This is a genomic window from Chryseobacterium sp. (assembly GCF_008831505.1).
Taxonomy (GTDB): domain Bacteria; phylum Bacteroidota; class Bacteroidia; order Flavobacteriales; family Weeksellaceae; genus Marnyiella.
This window is the reverse complement of record NZ_CP044507.1, coordinates 583,694-605,407: the sequence shown is the minus strand read 5'-3', so window position 1 is coordinate 605,407 and position 21,714 is coordinate 583,694. Positions and strand designations below refer to the sequence as shown.

Below are 21,714 nucleotides of genomic sequence, written 5' to 3'. Positions count from 1 at the left end.
AATCAACATTAATAAATTCCAAATGAATAAGATATCAAGATTTTCAGCAACACCAGCAGCATTGGAGCTTATAGGACAGCTTTCCGAAGAATTTGGCGAGCTGATGTTTTACCAGGCGGGTGGATGTTGTGAAGGGACACAGCCCCAGTGTTTCCGTAAAGGTCATTTTTATCCCAGAACTAAGGATGTAAGCATCGGGACCGTACTCGGCTTTCATTTTTGGATAGATCATGATTTATTTGAATACTGGAAATACAGCCATTTTGAGTTGGATGTAGTGGAAGGCTTCGGCGCAGGTGGGTTTTCACTGGAAACAGCTAAAAAAAAGACCTTCAAGATCAATTACCGGCTTTTCAGTCAGCAGGAACTTGATAATTTGGAAGACACATTGCTTTATCACCAATACATGGAATATGAAAAAGTGAAGAAGCAAGGTTTTTAGGAAAAGCGAAAAGCACTCAATCAGGGTGCTTTTCGTTTTATCAGATTTTATTTAAATACCAAACATTATGCTTTACGGTAAAACTTACTCCTGGGATTTCGCCTCGTCCCAAAGTAAGTCCATTTCCTGAAGCGACAGGTCAGTCATTACCAAATTTCTCTGCAGCGCTATGGATTCCATCTTTTGGAAGCGGGAAATAAATTTGTGATTGGTTCTTTCCAGTGCAGAATCAGGGTTAATTCCGGTTAGGCGTGCATAATTGATAAGCGAAAAGAAGACATCCCCGAGTTCTGCTTCTTTCTTATCCGGATCGGTTTCCGCATGAAACTCGGCAAGCTCTTCATCTACCTTTTTCCAGGCATCCTCAGCATTGGCAAATTCAAATCCAATACCCTTTACCTTTTCCTGAATGCGGTAGGCTTTTACGATGCTCGGCGTGCCTTTGGAGACACCGGAAAGAACGGACTTGTTACCTTCCTTAAGTTTTAGTTTTTCCCAGTTCTGCTTCACTTCTTCTTCATCAGCTACCTCAACATCACCGTAAATATGCGGATGGCGGAAAATAAGTTTTTCATTCAGCGAGTTGATGACATCTGCAATATCAAAACTCCCTTTTTCGGAGCCGATTTTAGCGTAGAAAACCAAATGCAGCAGCACATCGCCAAGTTCTTTTTTGATTTCAGGTATATCCTCTTCCAGCAAAGCATCCGAAAGTTCATAAACTTCCTCCAGCGTAAGATGGCGCAGCGACTGAAGGGTTTGCTTTTTGTCCCATGGACATTTTTCCCGCAGATCGTCCATAATATCCAGGAGACGGGAGAAAGCTTCTAACTTTTCTGCTTTAGAGTTCATCAGTTTTCTTGTCCAGTTTCTGTTTAATTACTTTTACGGCATTCAGTACACCACTGTAATAATTTTCATTTTTAAACTCAGGAATTAAAACCTGGTCCATAATTGTTTTAGCCTCCTTATCTGAAATATATTTCTGAATACCCGAACCGAAACGAATACTGGCCTGACGCTCTTTGGGAGATATTATAATCAGGAGTCCATTAAATTTGTCATCCTTACCAAAACGCCAGTCATTAAGAACAGCATCACCAAATTTATTGATATCCGTGAACGGAGTTATTGAATCTATGGTCAGTACACCAAGTTCATTGGTACTTGAAAGGTCGTAATCCGAAAAAATTTTCTCAAGTTTATTTTCCTGCTCCATTGTGAGAATATCGGTGAAATCATTCACATATCCTATCTGCTTTTCGAACTGGAACTCGGAAGGCAATACTGCTTCATTTGAGGCCGGCTTACATGCGAGAAGAGCAAAGACCAGAAGGATTAAGGAGAATCTCATGACTCTCTACTTCAGTTCCACCATTTCGGAAACCTCAACATCGTACCCGCCTACAAGAGGCTTAAGGTCCGGGCTCTGAGTGATGACGCGGAATTTGTTGATGCCCAAATTCTTCAGGATCTGTGTGCCGATGCCGTAATCGCGGAAATTGGAAGCCAGTGTCGGACGCTTTTCGGCGCCGTCCTGATAATCCAGGAACTGCTGCAGTTTGCGCATTGTATTTTCGGAATTGGATACATTGTTGATGAAGATGAAGGCGCCTTTACCTTCCTCATTAATCATAGATGTCACCTTTTCCAGTAGCGGTTTTTCACCGGTAATCAGACGGCTCAAGACGTCAAAATAGGAATTGGATGCCTGCACGCGTACCAAAACCGGTTCATCTACCGTCCAGGTGCCTTTTGTAAATGCAAAGTGTAACTGTTCTGTGCTTGATTCTTTAAATGCATAAAAGTCAAACTCACCATACATCGTCTTCACTTTACGCTCCTCAATTCTTTCAATAAGGTCACCTTTTTTAAGTTGGTAATGAATCAGATCTTCAATGGAAACTATTTTCAGGTCCAGTTTCTTTGCAAGCTCCATGAGTTCCGGCAAGCGGGCCATTGAACCGTCCTCATTCATGATTTCACAAATTACACCACCTTCTTTCAGGCCGGCCAGTTTAGTAAGGTCAATGGCAGCCTCGGTATGTCCGGCACGTTTCAGTACACCCCCTTTCTTAGCGCGCAGCGGGAAAATATGTCCCGGACGCATAAAGTCGGCAGGTTTCGTATTTTCGTCCATCAGTCCCAGGATAGTCTTGGAGCGGTCGCTGGCAGAAATACCGGTTGAAACACCTTCACCCAGAAGGTCTACAGATACGGTAAAAGCTGTTTCCTTGGGATCGCTGCTTCTTGTAACCATAATGTCCAGGCCTAACTCATCACAACGTTTTTCCGGCAGCGGTGTGCAGATCAGCCCGCGGCCGTGAATGGTCATAAAATTAATGATTTCGGGTGTTGTAAGTTCCGCGGCTGACAGAAAATCACCTTCATTCTCACGGTTTTCATCATCAACAACAATGATGATCTTACCGTTTTTCAGGTCTTCTATGGCTTCCGGAATAGTATTGAGTTTAATATCGGACATCTTTACTTTTATTTCGCGCAAAGATAATGATTTAAAAGGGGTATGACAATTTTTGATGTATTGGCAACACTTTGGAAAAAGACTGTAGCCCCATGAATTTTTTATCGCCGCAATGCACAAAGCAGCCGTTTATTAACAATTATTAACATATTTTTCTATCTTTGCCTCTTGTGTGTTCTGGTGCTGCGGTACGGTCTCGATGAGTATATTTCATTACTATAAAGACTTCGCAGCTTTCTGACAATGATCCTATATTTCCGGTAGATGAGTGTAGTAGCAAGGCAGGGTTTTAAATATACAGTTATAGGCTATCTGGGATTTATCCTGGGCGCACTTTCAACTTATTTTGTCTTTCCCTATGATTTTGCATTTTACGGCAAGCTGAGTTATATCCTTACCACCGCCGAGATCATGGTCCCTGTAGTTGTATTCGGACTTTCCTATGCTAATGTTAAATTCTTTCACCAAACACAGAAAGAAGGCCGGCATCAGAATGTGCTTTCGCTGTCACTGTTAGGAATTCTGTTTAATTTTGTGGTTTTTACCGGCCTTTTTCTCCTGTTCCATTATGTTTTCCCCGAATACAAACAGGAAGAGTGGTGGAAGTTGAAATATATTATTCTTCTGCTGGTATTGGTACTGTCCATCTCCCACGTACTGAACAGGTATGTATCCAATTTCAAAAGGATTGTAGTACCCAATATTTTTGAGAATATCTTTCCGAAACTGGCCAATCTGGGAGCGTTCTGCCTGTTTATATTCTTTGGAATGAGCCAGCCCTCGGCCTTCGGCTTTTTCTTCGCCATGTTTGTAATGTCTACGGTGGGTTATTTTGTGTATGCCAACTCACTGGAAAAAATAAAGCCGGACTTCAGTACTGCATATGTAAAAAAAGATGCGTTATGGAAGGATATTTTGAACTACAGCTTTTTTGGATTCCTGGGCAATATAGGTAACTATATCGCTATAAAAATTGATAAATTCATGATCGGCAATTCGCTGGGAATGGAAGAACTGGGTATCTACTCTACTCTGTTCGCCATGATTTCGCTGATATCGATACCGCAACTGGGACTATTCAATATATCGGCCCCAATTATCAATAAAAGCATTGCTGAAAATGATATGGAACAACTGGACCGTTTCCACAAAAAGACGTCACTGAGTCTCTTCTTTTTAGGTGCTGTACTGTTTTCCTGCCTTCTCGTTGGCTTCCCCTATCTGGTAAGCTTTATTAAGAACGGCACCATGCTGCGCGAATCCGAACCAGTAATCTGGATCCTGGGCTCGGCAATTCTGTTCGACCTGGCTACCGGCTTCAACGGAAACATTATATCAATGTCCAAATACTACCGTTATAATATCGTATTCATGATTTTCCTGGCGGCACTGACCATTGGACTCAACTATTATTTCCTGGAGCATACCGGTCTGGGTATAGCCGGTGTTGCGCTGGCCACGGCGATATCGCTCACACTGTACAACGTCGTAAAAATAAGTTTCAATTATTATAAATTCAGCGTACATCCGCTGTCAATTGAAATGATTTTTGTGTCCATTATTACAACAATGGCCATCACCGTCGCCATTATTCTGCCCGATTTCAGCAATAACTTCATCAACCTCATTTTCAAGCCCATCATTGTTTTAATAATGATCTATGTAGGGAACCATTTCCTGAAGATTTTCCCTATCCATGACTATGTGAACAGGAATTTTATCCGCAGTATTTTTAGACTTGGTAAATAACTTTTAAATCATTGAACGCAATGCTGCATGCAGCGCGTCCGCAACTGCTTTTTGCGAATACGCCTGCTGAAAATTAAATGAGCATGCCGAAGCATTTAATAACAATTCCTCAATATTTTCTCTTTCGTTAAAAATAAAAGGAAATTCCTGTGCAGGATAATCTTCGGGGAAAACAGCGCATTTGCCAAAACGGATCGCATCACCCAGATTACCCGTCATTTTGGTAACTCCATAAAATTCCTTCTGACTGAAAAAAGTGGTTTCAGACTGTAACGGACACCAGAGAACCGATGCTTTTCGCATCCACGTTTCAAACGTTTTTGAATCTACTTTTTCCGTGAAGTACCGAATACTCACATTACCGGGTTTACTTTTGCCGAATTCGACAATCCATTTCAATTCCTCGCCGGCTGCCTTACCAAGAAAAACGACCTCAACCTCCGACCTAAAATGTCTGAGTTTTTGGAATATGCCGGCATAATCCCGCCGCTTTTGCGATACAGAGCCGGGAATGACGATGCAGAATCTGTCTGGGTTGACCGTATCAGAGAATTCATTAAACAAAACCGGCAAAGATTTATAAGGAGCTTTTACACCATCAGGATTGAGTAGCAAAAGATGTTTGACTTTACTGTAAACCCGTGGTGCGGACAGCAAGCCTTCGGTCAGTAACAACTTGATGCGATAAGCAATATCATCCTGAAATACCCTGGTAAACAGATGGAATGCAGACGCCCAGCTGAAATTCTGATTGTGGACGATTACAGCTGTATTGAACTGTTCAGTAATCTTTTTAAATATATTAAAATAGCGGTGTACGGTACCGATAATCACCAAATCATAATCAGCGTCTTTCAGCATTCCCAAAAGATCAGGAGGTATTGTAATAATGCTGTCCGTGGCCGGCTTCTCAATAAGCTTAAAAACTTTTTCTGATAAATAATAATCTACTTTAAACTCTGCAGAATCCTGCATCAGCTGTACAAAATTACCCGCGATTTCCGCATGGGTATCCATTTCTATGTAGGCAATTCTTTTCACTGGCCGTGTACTTTCTGACCGCCGGAAAAAGTTTGCAATACTTTTGTCTGCAGAATTCTGTCTTCAGAAATATTCATCAGATCATCACTTAAAACTACAAAATCAGCAGATTTCCCCACTTCCAGGCTGCCCAGTTCATTGTCCTGAAAGGCTGCCTTTGCTGCCCAAATGCTCATACCGCGCAGCGCCTGTTCCCGTGTAAGCGCGTTTTCTTTTTGAAAACCGCCGACAGGTAAATGCTTAGCATCTTTTCTGGCTACAGCCGCATAAAAAGTCTTGATCGGATTGATCTCCTCCACCGGAAAATCCGTTCCCAATGGCAACCAGCCGTTCTGCTGCAGCAAATCCTGATAGGCATACGAATGTTTTAACCGTTCGTTTCCAATTCTGCTTTCAGCCCAGTTCATATCCGAGGTTGCATGGGTAGGTTGCACAGACGGAATGACACTATACTTACCGAACAACCCAACATCATCTTTATCCACAATCTGGGCATGCTCAATACGCCAGCGTCTGTCGTTTTTACCGTTAAGGACATCGCCATAGATTTGGAGAATGGTCCTGTTGGCCGAGTCACCGATGGCGTGGGTACACATTTGAAGATTACTTTTGCTGAGTTTCTGCGCCAGATTTAGGAAGTGTTTTTTATCTTTTAGCAGGAATCCTCTCCACCCCTTTTTGTCTGAATAATCGTGCAGCAGGCAGGCGCCCCGCGAGCCTAGTGCTCCGTCTGAATAAACCTTGTAGCCCCCAAAAGTGATATTACCATTGGTAAACCGTCCTTTGCCAATCCATTCTGAATAGGTGCCCGGATTATCTTCAAGTAAAGCGAAGATTTTCATTTTCAGAATTTCCTGCTCCTGGGCTTTTTCCAAAAGTCCAAATGTATGTACCGACATGCCGCAGTCGTGCAGCGAGGTCAGACCGTAGGAAAAACACTTTTGCTGCAGTTCACCGAAATACCGGATCGCCAAATCGTCCGAAATTTCGGGAATATGTTTCTCCACCAGCAGCATGGCGTTATCAATAAGAATACCTGTGAGTTTTCCGTTAATCTTTTCAATTTCCCCACCCCTTACTTTGGTCTTAGCTGTGATTCCGGCGATATCCAGTGCTTTCTGGTTAGCAATTGCTGCGTGGCCATCAACCCTTTTTAAGTACACCGGACGGTCGGGAAACAACTGATCCAGTTTCGACTTATTGGGAAATTCCTTTACTGTCCAGTTATTCTGGTCCCAACTGCGGCCGTAAATCCATTCCAAAGGTGCCGTTTTAGAATACGCCGTCAGTCTCTGGATAATTTCTTCCCAGGATTTTGTGCCCCACAGTTCGCATTTCCATTTATCGGTTGCGTAGCCGCTAAAATGGCAGTGCGCATCAATGAAACCGGGGAAAACAGTTTTTCCCTGCAAGTCCTGAGTATTTTTTGAACGGTAGAAATTAAGGATGTCGCTGGATTTTCCGACTGCTACAATTTTACCCTTTGAAACCGCCATGGCTTCAGCGGTGTCAAAACTTTGGTTGACCGTATAAATCCTGGCGTTATGGATAATGAGATCGGCCGGTTTTTGAGCGGTAAGCAAAATTGAAAACAGTAGCAGGATCACTGTAGAGACAAGCCTCGACTTGTCCGTATGGGTGAAAATTATATTCATTTTATTCTTCATCTCTAAATTTGTCTTTTTCCCAGTTCTGAGGATTGTTTGAAATATATTGGAAAATTTTCTCATATGCTTCCTTGCTGCGCACAATGTGATCGTGAAAAGATCGCTGCCACCTAAAACCAGCATTTCCTTTAAGGTGAATTGCCTTAGAACTGGTGGTTTTGTAGTCACCCATTAATGACGAAACGGTCTTAATTTTTAATTCTTCGCTTTCAACCTTTGATCTGTCAATTTGAAACAGAAGATGTACATGATTTGGCATAACTACAAAATTATGAAGGTCCAGATAATGATATTGCTCCGCCAGCCAAAGAATCTGCCTCTTAGCAATCAGTCCGGAATCATTTAGATAAACTTCGGCATAATGTACTTTCCCAAAGTGATGGCGGCGGTCTTTTGTGCAAACGGTTATAAAATAGATTCCATCCTGACTGTAATCATAATTCAGCATTCTGTTTCTTTTCCTGCTTTGCATTTTCGTGGTTTTTTTAGTGACAAGTCGTGACCTGTCAACCATAGCGCAAAGTGAAAGGTCACGACCTGTCACTTCAGGCGTGATTTCTGCCACATCTCCTTCCACCGCAAATTCCTGATATACATTATTTCATCCTCAGTCAGTTCCCGATTACTGTTTTGCCTTATATAAGAGTTCATTGTAATAAAAAATTCTGACAGGGATTTGTTCTTCAGGGAAGATTTGACCGATGAGATAGCCGCCAAAGGCAAACTGAGCCCTATATTGTAATAATATTCACCCAGCTTTCTGGCTTTCTGATTTTTGTATTTATAGGCCGTAGGTCTAAGGTGTTTTACCCAGAGGTCTTTCACAGTGTGAATTTCCCAGCCGTTCTTTTTAGCCAGCATGACGTCTATATTGTCCCAACCAAGTACAGGTCTCAGACCGCTCATATCGAGAAAACACTGTTTTCGGTAGGCTTTTATCGGCCCGCGCACATGGTTTTTGGACGACAGATTTTCAAAAATCCACTGCCGCTTCTCATCCTTAAAATCATAAGCCAGCTGTTTTTCGAATACGGATTTCTTGATCCGCACCAAACCCGAAACCATACCGGCTTTCGGGAAGTCGCGGAAGACCTGCTGAACCTTCTGAAGGTAATCTGCGGGAAATATTATATCCGCATCGAATTTACAGATGACATCAAAAAGATCAAGATCTGCAGTGGCAAGTCCCTGATTGAAAGTGCGCACCACTTTGGCTCCGGGCTCGTGCACCGACTCATCAAGATTTTTAAGGCTGAATCTGGAATCCCTGCTCACGAAATCACGGACAATTTTTTCGGTACTATCGGTTGATCCGTCATTAACTACCACGACAGAAAAATCCGTGAAACTCTGGTGCCGCAGCGATTCCAGGCAAAAAGCGATATTCTGTTCCTCGTTATGAGCGGGAATGATTATAAGAAATTTCACTTCACGTGATTATTTATGCGGTTGAAGCATATTTTTCGGATCCAGGATATCATCCAATTTTTCGCGGGTAAGCAGACCGTGTTCCAACACCAGATCGTACACACTTTTGCCCGATTCCAGCGCCTCCTTGGCAATGACTGTAGAGTTTTTGTATCCAATATAGGGATTCAGCGCGGTTACGATACCGATACTGTTTTTTACCATATTCAGGCACACCTCTTTATTGGCTGTTATGCCTACAATACATTTCTCGCGGAGTGTATCCAGCGCGTTGCACAGGAACTGTATGTTTTCCATAATGGCGTGCGAAAGCACCGGTTCCATTACGTTAAGCTGTAGCTGCCCTGCTTCAGCAGCGAATGTCACCGTGAGGTCATTACCAATCACTTTATAGCACACCTGATTCACTACTTCGGGAATAACAGGATTTACTTTTCCAGGCATAATGGAAGACCCCGGCTGCATAGGCGGCAGGTTGATTTCAAAAAGACCTGCACGTGGTCCCGAGGACAAAAGCCTCAGATCATTACAAATTTTGGAAAGCTTAACCGCGAGTCGCTTGGTGGCTGATGAATAGATCACATACGAGCCGGTATCGGGTGTAGCTTCAACCAAATTAGGAGCGGAAACAATGGGTAAACCGGTAATTTCGGCCAGGTTTTCTGCACAAAGCCGGGCATAGCCCAATGGCGCATTAAGACCGGTTCCAATGGCTGTGGCACCCATATTTACCTCGACAAAAAGTTTGGCATTATTGTTAAGTTTCTCAATATCTTCCTGAAGATTTGCAGCGAAAGCCTCAAACTCCTGTCCCAAAGTCATCGGCACGGCATCCTGCAATTGAGTGCGGCCCATTTTCAGGACATCCTGAAATTCTGCACCCTTGGCACGAAAGGCACTTACTGTGGTTTTTACCTTTTCAACTAGTTTCTGGTTCATCTGTATCAGGGCCAGTTTGATGGCCGTTGGATAGGCATCGTTCGTAGACTGCGAAAGATTGATATGGTCATTTGGTGAACAGAACTGGTAATCGCCACGATTTTTACCCATTTTTTCCAAAACACGGTTAGCTATTACTTCATTGGCATTCATATTAACAGAAGTACCTGCGCCACCCTGAATCATATCTATAGGAAACTGGTCATGTAACTGCCCCTCCAGCAGTTCATCGCAAACCTCGGCAATTTTATGGTACAGTTGCTCGTCCAGCAAGCCGAGTTCATAGTTGGTTTCAGCCGCTGCTTTTTTTACAAAAGCAAGACCCCGGATAAACTCCGGATAAGAAGAGAGAAGCTGACCTGAAATTTTAAAGTTCTCGATTGCACGCTGGGTTTGAACGCCGTAGTAAGCGTTTACAGGAACGCTGAGTTCGCCCAGCAAATCACTCTCTTTTCTATAGTTTTCCATTTGTTTTTATTTTGGGAAAGTTAAGGCTTTTTCCATAAAGCAAAAAACGCATTTCCCTTTGAAAATGCGTTCTGTAAATGATTTGCATCATCCTATTTTTGAGGATATTTCTGTATCAGCGCCTGTAAGATGGCCCAGGTTTCCATATCCACCGTGCCGTCAGCTTTCTGTGGGCGGAAATGATACTGGAAAGCTTCCACGACCTTACGGTTCTCACTGTTCCATGTTCCTGTTGGAGTAATGTCGTAGCCAAACTGCTGCAGCATTGCCTGAACCTGCATAATGAAAGATGAACTGTTCTGCGCTGCCATAAAGGCTTCCGGTGTTGTTGTAGTCATATAACTCATCATAGTGGCATCATCATACCACATTCCGATCTGATACTCGTCATAGAGCCTCTTCCATGGGAACAAAGGTCCCGGATCCTGCTTTCTGGTAGGCGCCACATCTGAATGCCCCAAAACATTGGTTGGCGGAATCTGATACCTGTTAACAATATCTTTCGCCAGCGCAGCCACTTTTTTCAGCTGAACCTCATCGTAAGGAACAAAAACGCGGGTACCGGATGCATCTGTGGTGAAGCCCGTGTTTACTATTTCAATCCCAATGGAAGTGTCGTTTAAATTCTTATCCTTTCTCCAGGCACTGATGCCGGCATGATACGCACGCTTGTTTTCATCAACCAGCTGATAAATTTCATTATCCCCAGTAGCATTTACCAAATAATGCGAACTTACGGCCTGTTGCGTAAGTACGGTTTTGGATTTTTCCTCATCCAGCGCCGTATAATGCAGGATTACATATTTCTGCCGGAAGTTTTGGGCGACGGCAGGAAAATAAGTTTTAACAACATTGTATCCGGCAGGTCTGGCACTCACTATGGAGCCGTGACTCATTGTGTTGTCATTCTTTGTGATGTCTCCAATGTTCTGAGTATAAAACTCAACTCCATGTGACACCGTGAGTCCGGATTTTGCAGGTGCGGCAGGTGCAGGTTTTGGAGTTTGACTTTTTGGGACCGCCGTTGTTTTCACCGGTGTCTTCCTTACCGTAGTTCTTTTCTGAGAAGTGCACGAAACGATCAGCGTACTTAATCCCATGATATATAATGCCTTAGTCATATTTTCCCTGTTTATGCGTTTATTTTTATCAAAAATACGAAAATTTATAAGTAAATTTTTTTGGTTCGTAACTAAATCATTTCTATATTTGCACTCGCAATTACAGAACAGAAGGTCATCAAAATATTGCAATAGGAGGGTTGCCGGAGTGGTTAACGGAGCAGTTTGCTAAACTGTCGACCTGCAAGGGTCGCGTGGGTTCGAATCCCACACCCTCCGCAACCTTTGGAAAGTATACTCGGGGCGTAGCGTAGTCCGGTCATCGCGCCTGGTTTGGGACCAGGAGGTCGCAGGTTCGAATCCTGCCGCCCCGACTTTTTTTTATAAAATTCCTTCGGGAATTTTTTTTATTGGCACTTTAGGGTGCGTAGCTCAGCTGGATAGAGCATCTGCCTTCTAAGCAGACGGTCCCAGGTTCGAATCCTGGCGCGCTCACTGAAAAGAGAAATCAGAAATGGTTTCTCTTTTTTTATTTTTGCCCTATGAAGCATCTTGTAATTATCGGCACTGTTTTTCCTGAACCCAATTCTACGGCAGCAGGCAGCAGGATGATGCAACTCATCAACTTTTTCCTTTCCGAAAATTACAAAATCACATTTCTGTGCGCCGCCTTACCCACTGAGTACAGCACCAATCTAGAATCGATCGGAGTTCAAACCAAAACCGTAAAATTAAACGAAAGTTCTTTTGAAAAGGTGATTCAGGAACTGAATCCCGGTACTGTATTATTTGACAGGTTCACTACGGAAGAGCAGTTCGGCTGGAAAGTTGCCGAAGTAGTGCCGCAGGCAGTCAGGATCCTTGATACGGAAGACCTCCACTTTCTGCGCAAAGGCAGAGAAGAAGCATTTAAGCAGGGAGTTGAATGCAGTCTTTCGCATCTGACCAATGACATTTTCAAAAGAGAGATGGCTTCAATACTGAGGTGTGACCTAAGCCTGATCATTTCAGAGTTTGAAATGGATTTACTTACCAATACCTTTAAAATACAGCGTGAACTGCTTCACTACTTGCCGTTGTTTGCAGAAAATTCAGTCGAAAGTCCGGGTTTTGAACACCGCCGGCACTTCATAAGTATCGGAAATTTCCTGCACGAACCCAACTGGCAGACAGTTTTAGGAATCAAAAAAATCTGGAAGGAAATCAGACGTCAAATCCATGATGCCGAGGTTCATATTTATGGCGCCTATGTCCCGCAGAAAGCCATGCAACTACATAATGTAAAAGAAGGTTTTCTCGTGAAAGGCCGTGCATCTGATGTTCCTGAAGTTTTTAATAAAGCCCGCGTCTTGCTGGCTCCCATCCCATTTGGTGCCGGCATAAAGGGCAAGTTGCTTGATGCGATGTCGCTGGGATTGCCCAATGTTACAAGTCCAATTGGCGCTGAGGGCATGCCTGGTTCACTACAGTGGAGCGGCCATATCGCTGATGAGGATGCAGATTTTATTGAAAAAGCCGCCCATCTCTACAGGGACAGTGCGGCTTGGGATACTGCGTGCAACAACGGTTTCAGAATTATAAATGAGCGCTTCAGCAAAGACCTGTTTTTGCCTGAGTTCTCCAGCAAATTAGTCCGTATATCCGAAAATTTAAGCGAATTAAGGGCGAAAAATTATATGGGACAGATCTTACAGCATCATCAGTTCCATAGCACTAAGTATATGGGCAAATGGATTGAAGAGAAAAACCGCGAACCGTTTAATTAACCTAGTTCTTTTCCAGGAGCAGGGACATCCATTCCTCGCGCTGCTGTTTGTTTTTCAGGACTAGATTGCATTTGCTACAAACTTCCAGAATATCATCTACATCAAAAAAGCAAAGTCCGGAAAGAAGCAGTTGCCCGCCACTGTTTAAAACAGCCTCGTAGGTTGGGATATCCGAAATCAGGATATTGCGGTTAATATTGGCCAGGATAATGTCGAATCTTTCGCTACCAAGATTTTCTGCAGTTCCCAATGATATATCAAGTTCCACATTATTCCGTGCTGCATTTTCCTTTGAATTTTCCACCGACCACTCGTCAATATCAATTGCAACAGTTCTGCCGGCACCTCTCTGTTTGGCAAAAATAGCCAGTACTGAAGTTCCGCAGCCCATATCCAAAACGGTTTTGTCCCTGAAATCCATTTCCAGCATCTGCTCAATCATCAAATGAGTAGTTGGATGATGGCCGGTACCGAATGACATCTTTGGCTGGATCACGATTTCGTGAAGATTTGGGTTCGGCTCATGAAACTCTGCGCGGATAAGCACTTTATCGGCCACATAAATAGGTTCAAAATTCCTTTCCCACTCTTCGTTCCAGTTGATATTGGGCATTTCGCGGAAGGTGTAGGAAATTTTAATGTCCTCGTTATTCATCAATGCAATACCGGAAAGCTCCTTTTCATCAAAAATATCTTTAGGAATATAAGCCAGGATACCGTCATGCTCTTCTGTAAAACTGTCGAAGCCCACTTCAATCAGTTCAGCCATCAGGATTTCGTTCCAAGGCTGTAAAGGGCTAATCTTAAAGTCGAATTCCAGATAGTTTTGCATTGCAGTAATTTTTTACAAAAATAGGTTTAATCATGCATCCTGCCAAGCACCCAACATCCTGTACCTACAAAACCTCACTATCATTTTGCCGTGTCTAAATCTCAAGTTTGCTTATTTTTGCTGAAACGACTTCGCGATGACCGACAATATTCAAAAAAAAATAGAAGACCTACGCACAGAACTTCATCAGCATAACTATAACTATTATACGCTGGATGAGCCTTCCATTTCTGATTTTGAATTTGACATGCTGCTGAAAGAACTTCAGGAATTGGAAGCAAAACATCCGGAATTTTATGACGCCAATTCACCTACAATGCGGGTGGGAGGAGCCATTACCAAAAACTTCCCTACTGTTACCCACCAGTTCAGAATGTATTCCCTGGACAATTCTTATGATTTCGTCGATTTGGAAGATTGGGAAAAACGGCTGCAGCGAACTTTAGACGAACCTGTTGAGTATGTGGCAGAACTCAAATATGACGGAGCCTCCATTTCAATCCTTTACGAAAACGGCCTGCTGAAGGAGGCAGTAACACGCGGCGACGGTTTCCGCGGCGATGAGATTACACCTAACGTGAAAACCATTTCAGATATTCCGTTGCAGATTAAAGGTGATTTTCCTGATAAATTCTATGTTAGAGGCGAAATTTACCTGACCCGAAAAAACTTTGACAAGATCAACAAAAGACGGGAGGAAGAAGGTTTCGACCCGTTCATGAACCCGCGGAATACAGCCAGCGGCAGTCTGAAGATTCAGGATTCGGCAGAAGTTAGGAAACGCGGACTGTCTTCCGTTCTGTATCAGTTTATTTCCGAAGAAAATACCGCTGCAACGCATTGGGAACTTTTGCAGAAAACGAAGTCGTGGGGTTTCAGAATTTCGGAGCAGATGAAACTTTGTAAAAGCCTGGACGAAGTAAAGGAGTTCATCACCTACTGGGATAGCCACCGTCATGAATTGAGCTTTGATATAGACGGAATTGTAGTGAAAGTGAACAGCCTGGCTCAGCAGAAAAAGTTGGGTTACACAGCAAAATCCCCGCGCTGGGCCACAGCGCACAAGTTCAAGGCAGAGAAGGTGGAAACGCAGCTTCAAAAGGTAACCTATCAGGTAGGACGAACCGGAGCCATAACACCCGTAGCCAACCTGAAACCGGTCCTGCTGGCCGGAACCGTAGTAAAGAGAGCGAGTTTGCACAATGAGGACATCATAGCCAAACTAGACCTTCACGATCATGACTTTGTTTATGTTGAGAAAGGCGGCGAAATCATTCCAAAGATTGTGGGGGTAAATCATGACAAAAGAGAAGCCGGCAGTTTGCCCATCCAATACATAAAAAATTGCCCCGAATGCGGTACTGAACTGGTTAAGGTGGAAGATCAGGCCATTCACTTTTGCCCGAATGACCTGCACTGTCCGCCACAGGTGGTGGGTCGGATGATCCATTATGTCTCGCGCAAAGCCCTGAACATAGATAATCTGGGGAGCGAAACCATTGAACAGCTTTACCGGGCGAAACTGGTGGAAAACCCAGCCGATTTTTACGCTTTGACAAAAGAGCAGCTTTTACCACTGGAAAGGATGGCCGAAAGATCGGCCCAAAATATCATAGAAGGAATAGAAAAATCAAAGGAAATACCTTTCGAAAAAGTCCTTTACGGAATTGGCATTAAGCATGTGGGCGAGACTGTAGCTAAGAAACTGGCCAAGAATTTCCAAAGTATTGAAGAACTGAAAAACGCTACGGCCGATGAGCTGGTTCAGGTGGAGGATATTGGAGGAAAGATTGCGATAACCATCACTGCGTTCCTTCAGAATCCTGAAAACCTGCTGATGCTGGAGCGCCTAAAGGCGTATGGTGTACAGTTGGAAGCAGGCGAAAACACGAATGAAGTTCTGAGCAATACTTTTGAAGGCAAGACCTTTCTTTTTACCGGTAAACTCTCACTTTTCACGCGCGACGAAGCTGAAGAAATGGTAGAAAAACATGGCGGAAAAAATATTTCAGCGGTCTCTAAAAACCTTAACTATCTGGTGGTTGGTGAGAAAGCGGGCAGCAAACTTAAAAAAGCACAGGAAATAGGCACGATAGAAGTGTTGGATGAGCAGCAGTTTCTGGATTTGATAAGTTAAACAGTCTCTCGGGGTTTGCGGCGGCTTCGCCGCCGCAAACCCCGAGAGACTTAATCCACAGCGGCTGAAAACTAATGATTTACCTTCACAGCCAGCTCATATAAATTGCCCCGCATCAGGAACTTAATCCGTTCACGAGTAGTCACTGTATTGATCTCACCATCCTTTACCACGATGATCCTGTCTCCGGTGGCAATGTTTTGGTCGGCCAACCAGTCCTCGGGAAGTACATCGTCTTCCTTACGCTTCATTTCTTCCAGGATATCCTGCGCCATGTCCTGAAATCCTTCATCGTGGCCATAGTAAACCTTATATTCAGGATCCAGCGCAACCCGGAAAACACGCCTGTCCTCTATAAGCTTGCCGTCTTCATTAGGTGTTGGGTTATCTGAACCATCTGTAAAACCAACTTCTATAAGTTCACCCCCTTTTTCGGCGGCATACTGCTCAGCATCTTCAACTGTTTCGAAATTTGTTACTACGGTATACCCTTCAAAAGTATACTTCTGCAACCTGTCCTGCTCTTCCATAATATTATCGTTTTAATGTTTTTATTAAATTATCGGTCATCTTTCGTCTCGTCAATGTCCTCCTTCACCTCATGCCATTCATTATCCTTTAACTTAGCTTCTATTTTTTCCACTTTAAGGCTTTGCCTCAAATAGGCAAAAAGGCTCATATACACATTGGCCATGAATACCAGCGCAAAAAAAGAAATCAGATATCCCCGCCAGTCTTCAAACAGCAGTTTGTATTCTGTGACGATAAGGAAAAATGCCGTCACGTAATGACTGAAACAGTATTCGCAGGTAAACAGATAAAAGAATTTGCGGCTCAGCAGCTTTTCTTCTTCCTGCGACTTCTTCACGCAGTACTCACGGGGCTCCCGGAAAATTTCTTCATGAGTTACTGTCCAGGCAATACATGCTACGGGTACAGCTAAAATGAGAAGCCACAGGATTTGTACAGAAAGAACCTCCATGATTAAGTTTCCGACTTAAATTCAAAAGTAATGCCATGAGAATTGTGGTGCCGGTTTTGTATCTTGCATAAAATACCCCTTATATTATGTCAAAAGAATGCTGCAGTATTGAGGAAAAACCGCAGAAAAACGGCCCTAATACTAGACCATCTCCTAAAGATAAAAACGAGAATAAAACAGAAGATGGTCATAATCACGACCACAGCCACGACTCGGGCGAAAAAACAACTGTTCAGCACTTTCTGCCTGCCATTATATCACTAACGTTACTTAGTATAGGACTGCTGCTTCAGTATGTACTGAAGCCAGACTGGTTAAATGAGGGCTTAAGACTGGCATTATACCTGGCGTCTTATATACCGGTCGGTTTTCCGGTAATAAGGGAAGCCTGGCACAGTATTAAGCACGGCGATTTCTTTTCTGAATTTTTCCTGATGACCATTGCAACCATTGGTGCTTTTGCTATTGGCGAATATCCGGAGGCCGTGGCCGTAATGCTGTTCTATTCTGTAGGCGAGGTATTCCAGGCTATGGCTGTCCAAAAGGCCAAACTGAACATCAAGTCGCTGCTGGACCAACGGCCGGATGAGGTGACGGTTATAGAAAACAAAATTCCGAGACTCATTAAAGCTCAGAGTGCAGCAAATGGACAGATGATCCAACTAAAGCCGGGTGAAAAACTGGCTTTGGACGGAAAACTGATTACCGAGTCGGCATCATTCAATACCGCTGCGCTCACAGGTGAAAGCAAGCCCCGCACATATAAAAGCGGCGATATCGTGCTTGCGGGAATGATTAATGTCAACACTTTGTCTCTGGTAGAAGTTACCACACCCTACGAAGATTCAAAACTGTCACGCATTTTGGAAATGGTTCAGAACGCCACTTCCCAAAAAGCGAAAACCGAACTTTTTATACGCAAATTTGCCAGAGTGTACACGCCCATCGTCGTCGTACTCGCATTGTCCATCTGTCTGTTACCCTATTTCTTGGTAGCTGATTATGAATTCCGGGACTGGCTGTACCGGGCGCTTGTGTTTCTCGTAATTTCCTGCCCGTGTGCTTTAGTCATTTCCATTCCTCTCGGATATTTTGGGGGCATTGGCGCCGGCAGCCGGAACGGTATTCTATTTAAAGGAAGTAATTTCCTGGATGTACTGGCAGGTATAAGGCATGTAGTTATGGATAAAACCGGAACCATGACAGAAGGTGTTTTTAAGGTTCAGGAAGTATACATTCGGGAAGGTTTTAACAAAGATGAAGTTTTACAGCGTATCAACACGCTTGAAAGCAAATCTACCCATCCTATCGCGACGGCAATCCGGGAATTTGTAGGGCCTTTAATCCATACAGAAGTACAGAATTTTGAAGAAATTGCCGGACATGGATTAAGAGGAATTTTAGATGGAAAGGAATATCTGGCCGGTAATTTTAAGCTGATGGACAAATTTAATATTGATCATCAAATTGAACATTCATCCATTTCAGACACACTTGTGGCTGTTGCTGTAGACGGGAAATTCGCTGGATATCTTACTATTTCCGATCAGATTAAAAAAGATGCAGCCGATGCGGTGAAAGAACTTAAAAAACTGGGTGTCAATATTACGATGCTTAGCGGCGACAAAACAGCTGTAGTAAAGGAGGTTGCAGATAAAATTGGCATTACGGATGCTTATGGTGATCTGTTACCTGAAGATAAGGTCACTAAAGTAAAGGCACTTAAATCCGGGCAGAAAAGCGTGGCCTTTGTTGGTGATGGCGTAAACGACGCCCCTGTGGTCGCCTTGAGCGATGTGGGAATAGCCATGGGTGGACTTGGCAGCGACGCTACTGTTGAATCTGCTGATGTGGTGATTCAGGACGACAGGCCTTCCCGGATCCCAATGGCAATCCGGATAGGTCGCGAAACCAAAAAGATAGTCTGGCAAAACATCATCATGGCATTTGGCGTAAAAGCGGTCGTACTGATTTTGGGTGCGGGCGGTTTAGCTTCGATGTGGGAAGCTGTTTTTGCGGATGTGGGCGTAGCACTATTAGCAATACTGAACGCAGTGAGGATACAACACAAGAATTTTTCATCAAATAAATAAAACAATGTCTGACGCAGAACTCTATTTTAATGAACTGACCACACAGATTCCTGAAGCCAAACCAGGAAAAATGTTTGGTGCCCTTTGTGTAAAAATGCCAAACGGAAAAGCCGGTGCCATATTTTGGGGGGGATTTCTTGGTTGTGAAACTATCAGGCGAAACCCTGAGTAGAGCCGAGAAGCTTTCGGGAGTCAGTGTTTTCACTCCGGCAGAAGGCAGACCTATGGGTGGATGGTATACCATACCTTTCCGGCATAAGAGCGATTGGAAAGTTCTCATGGAGATTTCGTGCAGTGCCGCTGCCCGGCTGGAAAAAAAAGCCACTAAGTAGTTTTTTAGGGGTGCAGGTCTTCACGAGAACGGTTTTCCCAAGTCCCTAAAATTCTGTATTTTTAGGGCAATTTTGTTTAAACCTGAGACTTATAGGTCTCTTAACCGGAAAAATAATTCAGGATATATGATTAATACAAGAAAAGTGCTGATAACAGCACTCTTACTTCCTGCAGCCCTGGCCTTCGGGCAGCAGTACGGCGGAATGTGGATTCCCACCGAGCTTAATGAAAAGGAGATGAAGCAACTGGGAATGAAGATTTCCGCAAAACAGATCTTTGACACTTCCAAACCAAGTATTAAAGATGCAGTAGTTCAGTTCAATGGTGGGTGTACTGCGGAAATTATTTCGCCTCAGGGGCTTCTGCTCACCAATCATCACTGTGGTTACGGACAGATCCAAAGTCACAGTTCAGTTCAGAACGATTATCTTACAGATGGCTTTTGGGCCAAAAACATGACCGGCGAACTGCCAAATCCGGGAGTTACAGTTGATTTTATTGCTGACATAAAGGAAGTTACCGGAACAGTGCTGGCCGGCACTCAAAATTTGGAAGGAAAAGCAGCTGAAGAGCTGATTAATAAAAACATTGAAAAAGCCAAAGCCGCTTTCAAACTTGAGCCCTGGCAAAAGGTGGTTGTAAAACCTATGTATTATGGCAATAAATATTACGCATATGTAATTGAGACATACAAAGATGTCCGTTTGGTAGGTGCACCGCCGTCCAGCATCGGGAAATTCGGTTCTGATACGGACAACTGGGTATGGCCACGTCATACAGGCGACTTTGCGATGTTCAGGATTTATGCCGATAAGAACAACAAGCCTGCGGAATATTCCAAAGATAATATTCCCTACAAACCGAAATATTTCCTTCCGGTCTCTATAAAGGACAAGCAGGAAAATGATTTTACCTTTGTTTTTGGTTTCCCGGGCAGAACAACAGAATATCTTCCGGCTATTGCAGTGGAAAAAGTAATGACCGAGATTGACCCGGCCATGATTTCAGTTCGTGAGGTAGCACTGAAAACACTTGACGCTAAAATGCGTACAGATGCCGCCACCCGTATTAAATATGCTTCCAAGTACGCTTCCATTGCCAACTACTGGAAAAAATGGATAGGCGAAGTGGAAGGCCTTAAAAAATCGGATGCCGTGGGTAAAAAGCAGCGCTATGAGCAGTCACTGATTGCCAAAAACGCTAAGATCAAGCCTACCATTGACGGCCTGAACCGACTTTATACTGAACAGGCTCCTTACGCCCTGAACCGAGCGTACTATACCGAAGTGGTGCGGAACGCAGAAACACTTACCCTGGCTAATCAGTATTTAAGTTTTATGCAGAATTATGAAGCCGGGAAAATAGACAGCAAGACCATGACTGCCTTCACTGACCGTTTAGCAGGTTTTTACAAAAATTACAGTGGTGAGCTTGATGCTGTCGTAACTGCTGAACTGCTTGCACTTTATGCCAATAAGACACCACAGCAATTCCTTCCTGCAAATTTTAGCCAGTACAAGGACGATAAGAAGAATATCCCGGTAATCGAGGAATGGTCCAAAAACTCCATTATTACAGGCAGAAAAGCATTTAACGGTGCTACTGTGGATACTGACATCAATAAGGTTTTTGCGAATCCAACGGAACTGATAAAGACGCTGAAAAATGATCCGTTACTGAAACTGGCGGCGGCAATGAGAGAAGCCTATCTTTCTTCTACAGATGCCAAAGTTTCTTCACTTCAGGCTGAAATCGATGTGCTTCAGAAAAAATACATGGCCCAGCAAATGGAAACCGATAAGGACCGTCAGTTCTTCCCTGATGCCAACTCTACCCTGCGTGTAACCTACGGTCAGGTGAAGGGATCCAATCCAAGGGATGCTGTAACTTATGGCTATCAGACCCACGTGGCGGGAATTATGGAGAAATATATCCCTGGAGATTATGAATTTGATGTTCCGAAAAAACTCATCGACCTGTATAATTCCAAAGATTACGGCATTTACAAGGATAAGACTGGCGATGTTCCTGTCAACTTCACGGCTACCAACCATACCACCGGTGGTAATTCCGGAAGTCCGGCCCTTGATGCAAATGGTAACTTGATCGGTCTGAACTTCGACAGACAATGGGAAGGAACCATGAGTGACATTAACTTCGATCCCCGTTTCAGCCGGAACATTATGGTTGATACCAAATATATTCTTTTCATCATTGATAAGTATGCCGATGCAAAATGGCTTATCGATGAAATGAAAATCGTCAAATAAGATTTTCATAACTCATATCAC

Annotated in this window: 19 protein-coding genes and 3 tRNA genes; 10 read left to right on the top strand and 12 right to left on the bottom strand. The window is 43.6% G+C overall.

Annotation, left to right across the window (positions count from 1 at the left end):
• Window positions 1-22: 22 nt before the first annotated feature.
• Window positions 23-442 carry a DUF779 domain-containing protein gene (locus F7R58_RS02850; RefSeq protein WP_158063451.1) on the top strand — a complete coding sequence of 140 codons (420 nt, stop codon included), beginning with the start codon at window positions 23-25 and terminating at the stop codon, window positions 440-442.
• An 84-nt stretch (window positions 443-526) separates the two neighbouring features.
• Here the strand turns inward: F7R58_RS02850 and mazG are convergent, their stop codons facing one another.
• Genes mazG through ribB form a run of 3 tightly spaced genes read right to left on the bottom strand, consistent with a single transcriptional unit; the run spans window position 527 to window position 2,927 of the window.
• Window positions 527-1,294: a nucleoside triphosphate pyrophosphohydrolase gene (mazG, locus tag F7R58_RS02845; RefSeq protein ID WP_158063450.1), complete on the bottom strand. Its 768-nt coding sequence runs from the start codon at window positions 1,292-1,294 to the stop codon at window positions 527-529.
• Complete coding sequence (locus F7R58_RS02840) at window positions 1,284-1,796, bottom strand: TPM domain-containing protein (protein ID WP_158063449.1); 513 nt, start codon at window positions 1,794-1,796, stop codon at window positions 1,284-1,286. The genes mazG and F7R58_RS02840 overlap by 11 nt, the downstream gene beginning before the upstream one ends.
• 6 nt (window positions 1,797-1,802) lie before the next feature.
• Window positions 1,803-2,927: a 3,4-dihydroxy-2-butanone-4-phosphate synthase gene (gene ribB, locus F7R58_RS02835; RefSeq protein ID WP_158063448.1), complete on the bottom strand. Its 1,125-nt coding sequence runs from the start codon at window positions 2,925-2,927 to the stop codon at window positions 1,803-1,805.
• Window positions 2,928-3,191: 264 nt separating this feature from the next.
• On the opposite strand from ribB, the gene F7R58_RS02830 reads away from it, so the two are divergent.
• On the top strand, window positions 3,192-4,676 hold the full coding sequence (locus tag F7R58_RS02830) for a lipopolysaccharide biosynthesis protein (protein ID WP_158063447.1): 1,485 nt from the start codon (window positions 3,192-3,194) through the stop codon (window positions 4,674-4,676).
• Between the two features lie 3 nt (window positions 4,677-4,679).
• Here the strand turns inward: F7R58_RS02830 and F7R58_RS02825 are convergent, their stop codons facing one another.
• The 6 genes from F7R58_RS02825 to F7R58_RS02800 form a co-directional block, all read right to left on the bottom strand.
• On the bottom strand, window positions 4,680-5,717 hold the full coding sequence (locus F7R58_RS02825) for a hypothetical protein (protein ID WP_158063446.1): 1,038 nt from the start codon (window positions 5,715-5,717) through the stop codon (window positions 4,680-4,682).
• Window positions 5,714-7,372: an amidohydrolase gene (locus tag F7R58_RS02820; protein ID WP_158063445.1), complete on the bottom strand. Its 1,659-nt coding sequence runs from the start codon at window positions 7,370-7,372 to the stop codon at window positions 5,714-5,716. Before F7R58_RS02820 ends, F7R58_RS02825 begins: the two co-directional genes overlap by 4 nt.
• Before the next feature lies 1 nt (window position 7,373).
• Complete coding sequence (locus tag F7R58_RS02815) at window positions 7,374-7,856, bottom strand: transposase (RefSeq protein WP_158063444.1); 483 nt, start codon at window positions 7,854-7,856, stop codon at window positions 7,374-7,376.
• A 68-nt stretch (window positions 7,857-7,924) separates the two neighbouring features.
• Window positions 7,925-8,812: a glycosyltransferase family 2 protein gene (locus F7R58_RS02810; protein ID WP_158063443.1), complete on the bottom strand. Its 888-nt coding sequence runs from the start codon at window positions 8,810-8,812 to the stop codon at window positions 7,925-7,927.
• Between the two features lie 9 nt (window positions 8,813-8,821).
• Window positions 8,822-10,219, bottom strand: coding sequence for an aspartate ammonia-lyase (gene aspA / locus F7R58_RS02805; RefSeq protein WP_158063442.1), 1,398 nt, complete (start codon window positions 10,217-10,219; stop codon window positions 8,822-8,824).
• A 92-nt stretch (window positions 10,220-10,311) separates the two neighbouring features.
• Window positions 10,312-11,340 carry an N-acetylmuramoyl-L-alanine amidase gene (locus tag F7R58_RS02800; RefSeq protein ID WP_158063441.1) on the bottom strand — a complete coding sequence of 343 codons (1,029 nt, stop codon included), beginning with the start codon at window positions 11,338-11,340 and terminating at the stop codon, window positions 10,312-10,314.
• Between the two features lie 134 nt (window positions 11,341-11,474).
• Here F7R58_RS02800 and F7R58_RS02795 point away from each other — a divergent pair.
• From F7R58_RS02795 to F7R58_RS02780, 4 genes are all read left to right on the top strand, one after another.
• A tRNA-Ser gene (locus F7R58_RS02795) sits at window positions 11,475-11,559 on the top strand.
• A 20-nt stretch (window positions 11,560-11,579) separates the two neighbouring features.
• Window positions 11,580-11,654, top strand: a tRNA-Pro gene (locus F7R58_RS02790).
• Window positions 11,655-11,701: 47 nt separating this feature from the next.
• Window positions 11,702-11,775, top strand: a tRNA-Arg gene (locus F7R58_RS02785).
• Between the two features lie 47 nt (window positions 11,776-11,822).
• Window positions 11,823-13,046 carry a glycosyltransferase gene (locus F7R58_RS02780; protein ID WP_158063440.1) on the top strand — a complete coding sequence of 408 codons (1,224 nt, stop codon included), beginning with the start codon at window positions 11,823-11,825 and terminating at the stop codon, window positions 13,044-13,046.
• A 1-nt stretch (window position 13,047) separates the two neighbouring features.
• Here the strand turns inward: F7R58_RS02780 and prmA are convergent, their stop codons facing one another.
• Window positions 13,048-13,878, bottom strand: coding sequence for a 50S ribosomal protein L11 methyltransferase (gene prmA, locus F7R58_RS02775; protein ID WP_158063439.1), 831 nt, complete (start codon window positions 13,876-13,878; stop codon window positions 13,048-13,050).
• Window positions 13,879-14,014: 136 nt separating this feature from the next.
• Between prmA and ligA the strand changes: the two genes are divergently transcribed.
• Entirely contained in the window at window positions 14,015-16,015 is a 2,001-nt protein-coding gene (gene ligA, locus F7R58_RS02770) for an NAD-dependent DNA ligase LigA (RefSeq protein ID WP_158063438.1), read from the top strand.
• A gap of 71 nt (window positions 16,016-16,086) precedes the next feature.
• On the opposite strand, the gene F7R58_RS02765 is transcribed toward ligA, so the two are convergent.
• Both F7R58_RS02765 and F7R58_RS02760 read right to left on the bottom strand, forming a co-directional pair.
• Window positions 16,087-16,545 (bottom strand): hypothetical protein, encoded by a 459-nt coding sequence (locus F7R58_RS02765; protein WP_158063437.1) that lies wholly within the window; start codon window positions 16,543-16,545, stop codon window positions 16,087-16,089.
• Window positions 16,546-16,574: 29 nt separating this feature from the next.
• Entirely contained in the window at window positions 16,575-16,997 is a 423-nt protein-coding gene (locus F7R58_RS02760) for a hypothetical protein (RefSeq protein WP_158063436.1), read from the bottom strand.
• Between the two features lie 86 nt (window positions 16,998-17,083).
• Between F7R58_RS02760 and F7R58_RS02755 the strand changes: the two genes are divergently transcribed.
• The 3 genes from F7R58_RS02755 (at window position 17,084) to F7R58_RS02745 (ending at window position 21,693) form a co-directional block, all read left to right on the top strand.
• The gene (locus F7R58_RS02755) at window positions 17,084-19,090 is read left to right on the top strand and encodes a heavy metal translocating P-type ATPase (protein ID WP_158063435.1); all 2,007 of its coding nucleotides are present in this window, start codon (window positions 17,084-17,086) and stop codon (window positions 19,088-19,090) included.
• Between the two features lie 143 nt (window positions 19,091-19,233).
• Complete coding sequence (locus F7R58_RS02750) at window positions 19,234-19,422, top strand: hypothetical protein (protein WP_158063434.1); 189 nt, start codon at window positions 19,234-19,236, stop codon at window positions 19,420-19,422.
• Between the two features lie 126 nt (window positions 19,423-19,548).
• Window positions 19,549-21,693, top strand: a complete 2,145-nt coding sequence (locus tag F7R58_RS02745) for a S46 family peptidase (protein WP_158063433.1) — start codon at window positions 19,549-19,551, stop codon at window positions 21,691-21,693.
• Window positions 21,694-21,714: the final 21 nt, after the last annotated feature.

Bases quoted from the DNA above. Each gene is read 5' to 3' on its own strand.
- F7R58_RS02840 (WP_158063449.1), bottom strand. From the start codon at position 1,796: ATGAGATTCTCCTTAATCCTTCTGGTCTTTGCTCTTCTCGCATGTAAG.
- F7R58_RS02820 (WP_158063445.1), bottom strand. From the start codon at position 7,372: ATGAATATAATTTTCACCCATACGGACAAGTCGAGGCTTGTCTCTACA.
- mazG (WP_158063450.1), bottom strand. From the start codon at position 1,294: ATGAACTCTAAAGCAGAAAAGTTAGAAGCTTTCTCCCGTCTCCTGGAT.
- F7R58_RS02850 (WP_158063451.1), top strand. From the start codon at position 23: ATGAATAAGATATCAAGATTTTCAGCAACACCAGCAGCATTGGAGCTT.
- ligA (WP_158063438.1), top strand. From the start codon at position 14,015: ATGACCGACAATATTCAAAAAAAAATAGAAGACCTACGCACAGAACTT.
- ribB (WP_158063448.1), bottom strand. From the start codon at position 2,927: ATGTCCGATATTAAACTCAATACTATTCCGGAAGCCATAGAAGACCTG.
- F7R58_RS02760 (WP_158063436.1), bottom strand. From the start codon at position 16,997: ATGGAGGTTCTTTCTGTACAAATCCTGTGGCTTCTCATTTTAGCTGTA.
- F7R58_RS02755 (WP_158063435.1), top strand. From the start codon at position 17,084: ATGTCAAAAGAATGCTGCAGTATTGAGGAAAAACCGCAGAAAAACGGC.
- F7R58_RS02780 (WP_158063440.1), top strand. From the start codon at position 11,823: ATGAAGCATCTTGTAATTATCGGCACTGTTTTTCCTGAACCCAATTCT.
- F7R58_RS02745 (WP_158063433.1), top strand. From the start codon at position 19,549: ATGATTAATACAAGAAAAGTGCTGATAACAGCACTCTTACTTCCTGCA.
- F7R58_RS02830 (WP_158063447.1), top strand. From the start codon at position 3,192: ATGAGTGTAGTAGCAAGGCAGGGTTTTAAATATACAGTTATAGGCTAT.
- F7R58_RS02815 (WP_158063444.1), bottom strand. From the start codon at position 7,856: ATGCAAAGCAGGAAAAGAAACAGAATGCTGAATTATGATTACAGTCAG.
- aspA (WP_158063442.1), bottom strand. From the start codon at position 10,219: ATGGAAAACTATAGAAAAGAGAGTGATTTGCTGGGCGAACTCAGCGTT.
- F7R58_RS02800 (WP_158063441.1), bottom strand. From the start codon at position 11,340: ATGACTAAGGCATTATATATCATGGGATTAAGTACGCTGATCGTTTCG.
- F7R58_RS02765 (WP_158063437.1), bottom strand. From the start codon at position 16,545: ATGGAAGAGCAGGACAGGTTGCAGAAGTATACTTTTGAAGGGTATACC.
- prmA (WP_158063439.1), bottom strand. From the start codon at position 13,878: ATGCAAAACTATCTGGAATTCGACTTTAAGATTAGCCCTTTACAGCCT.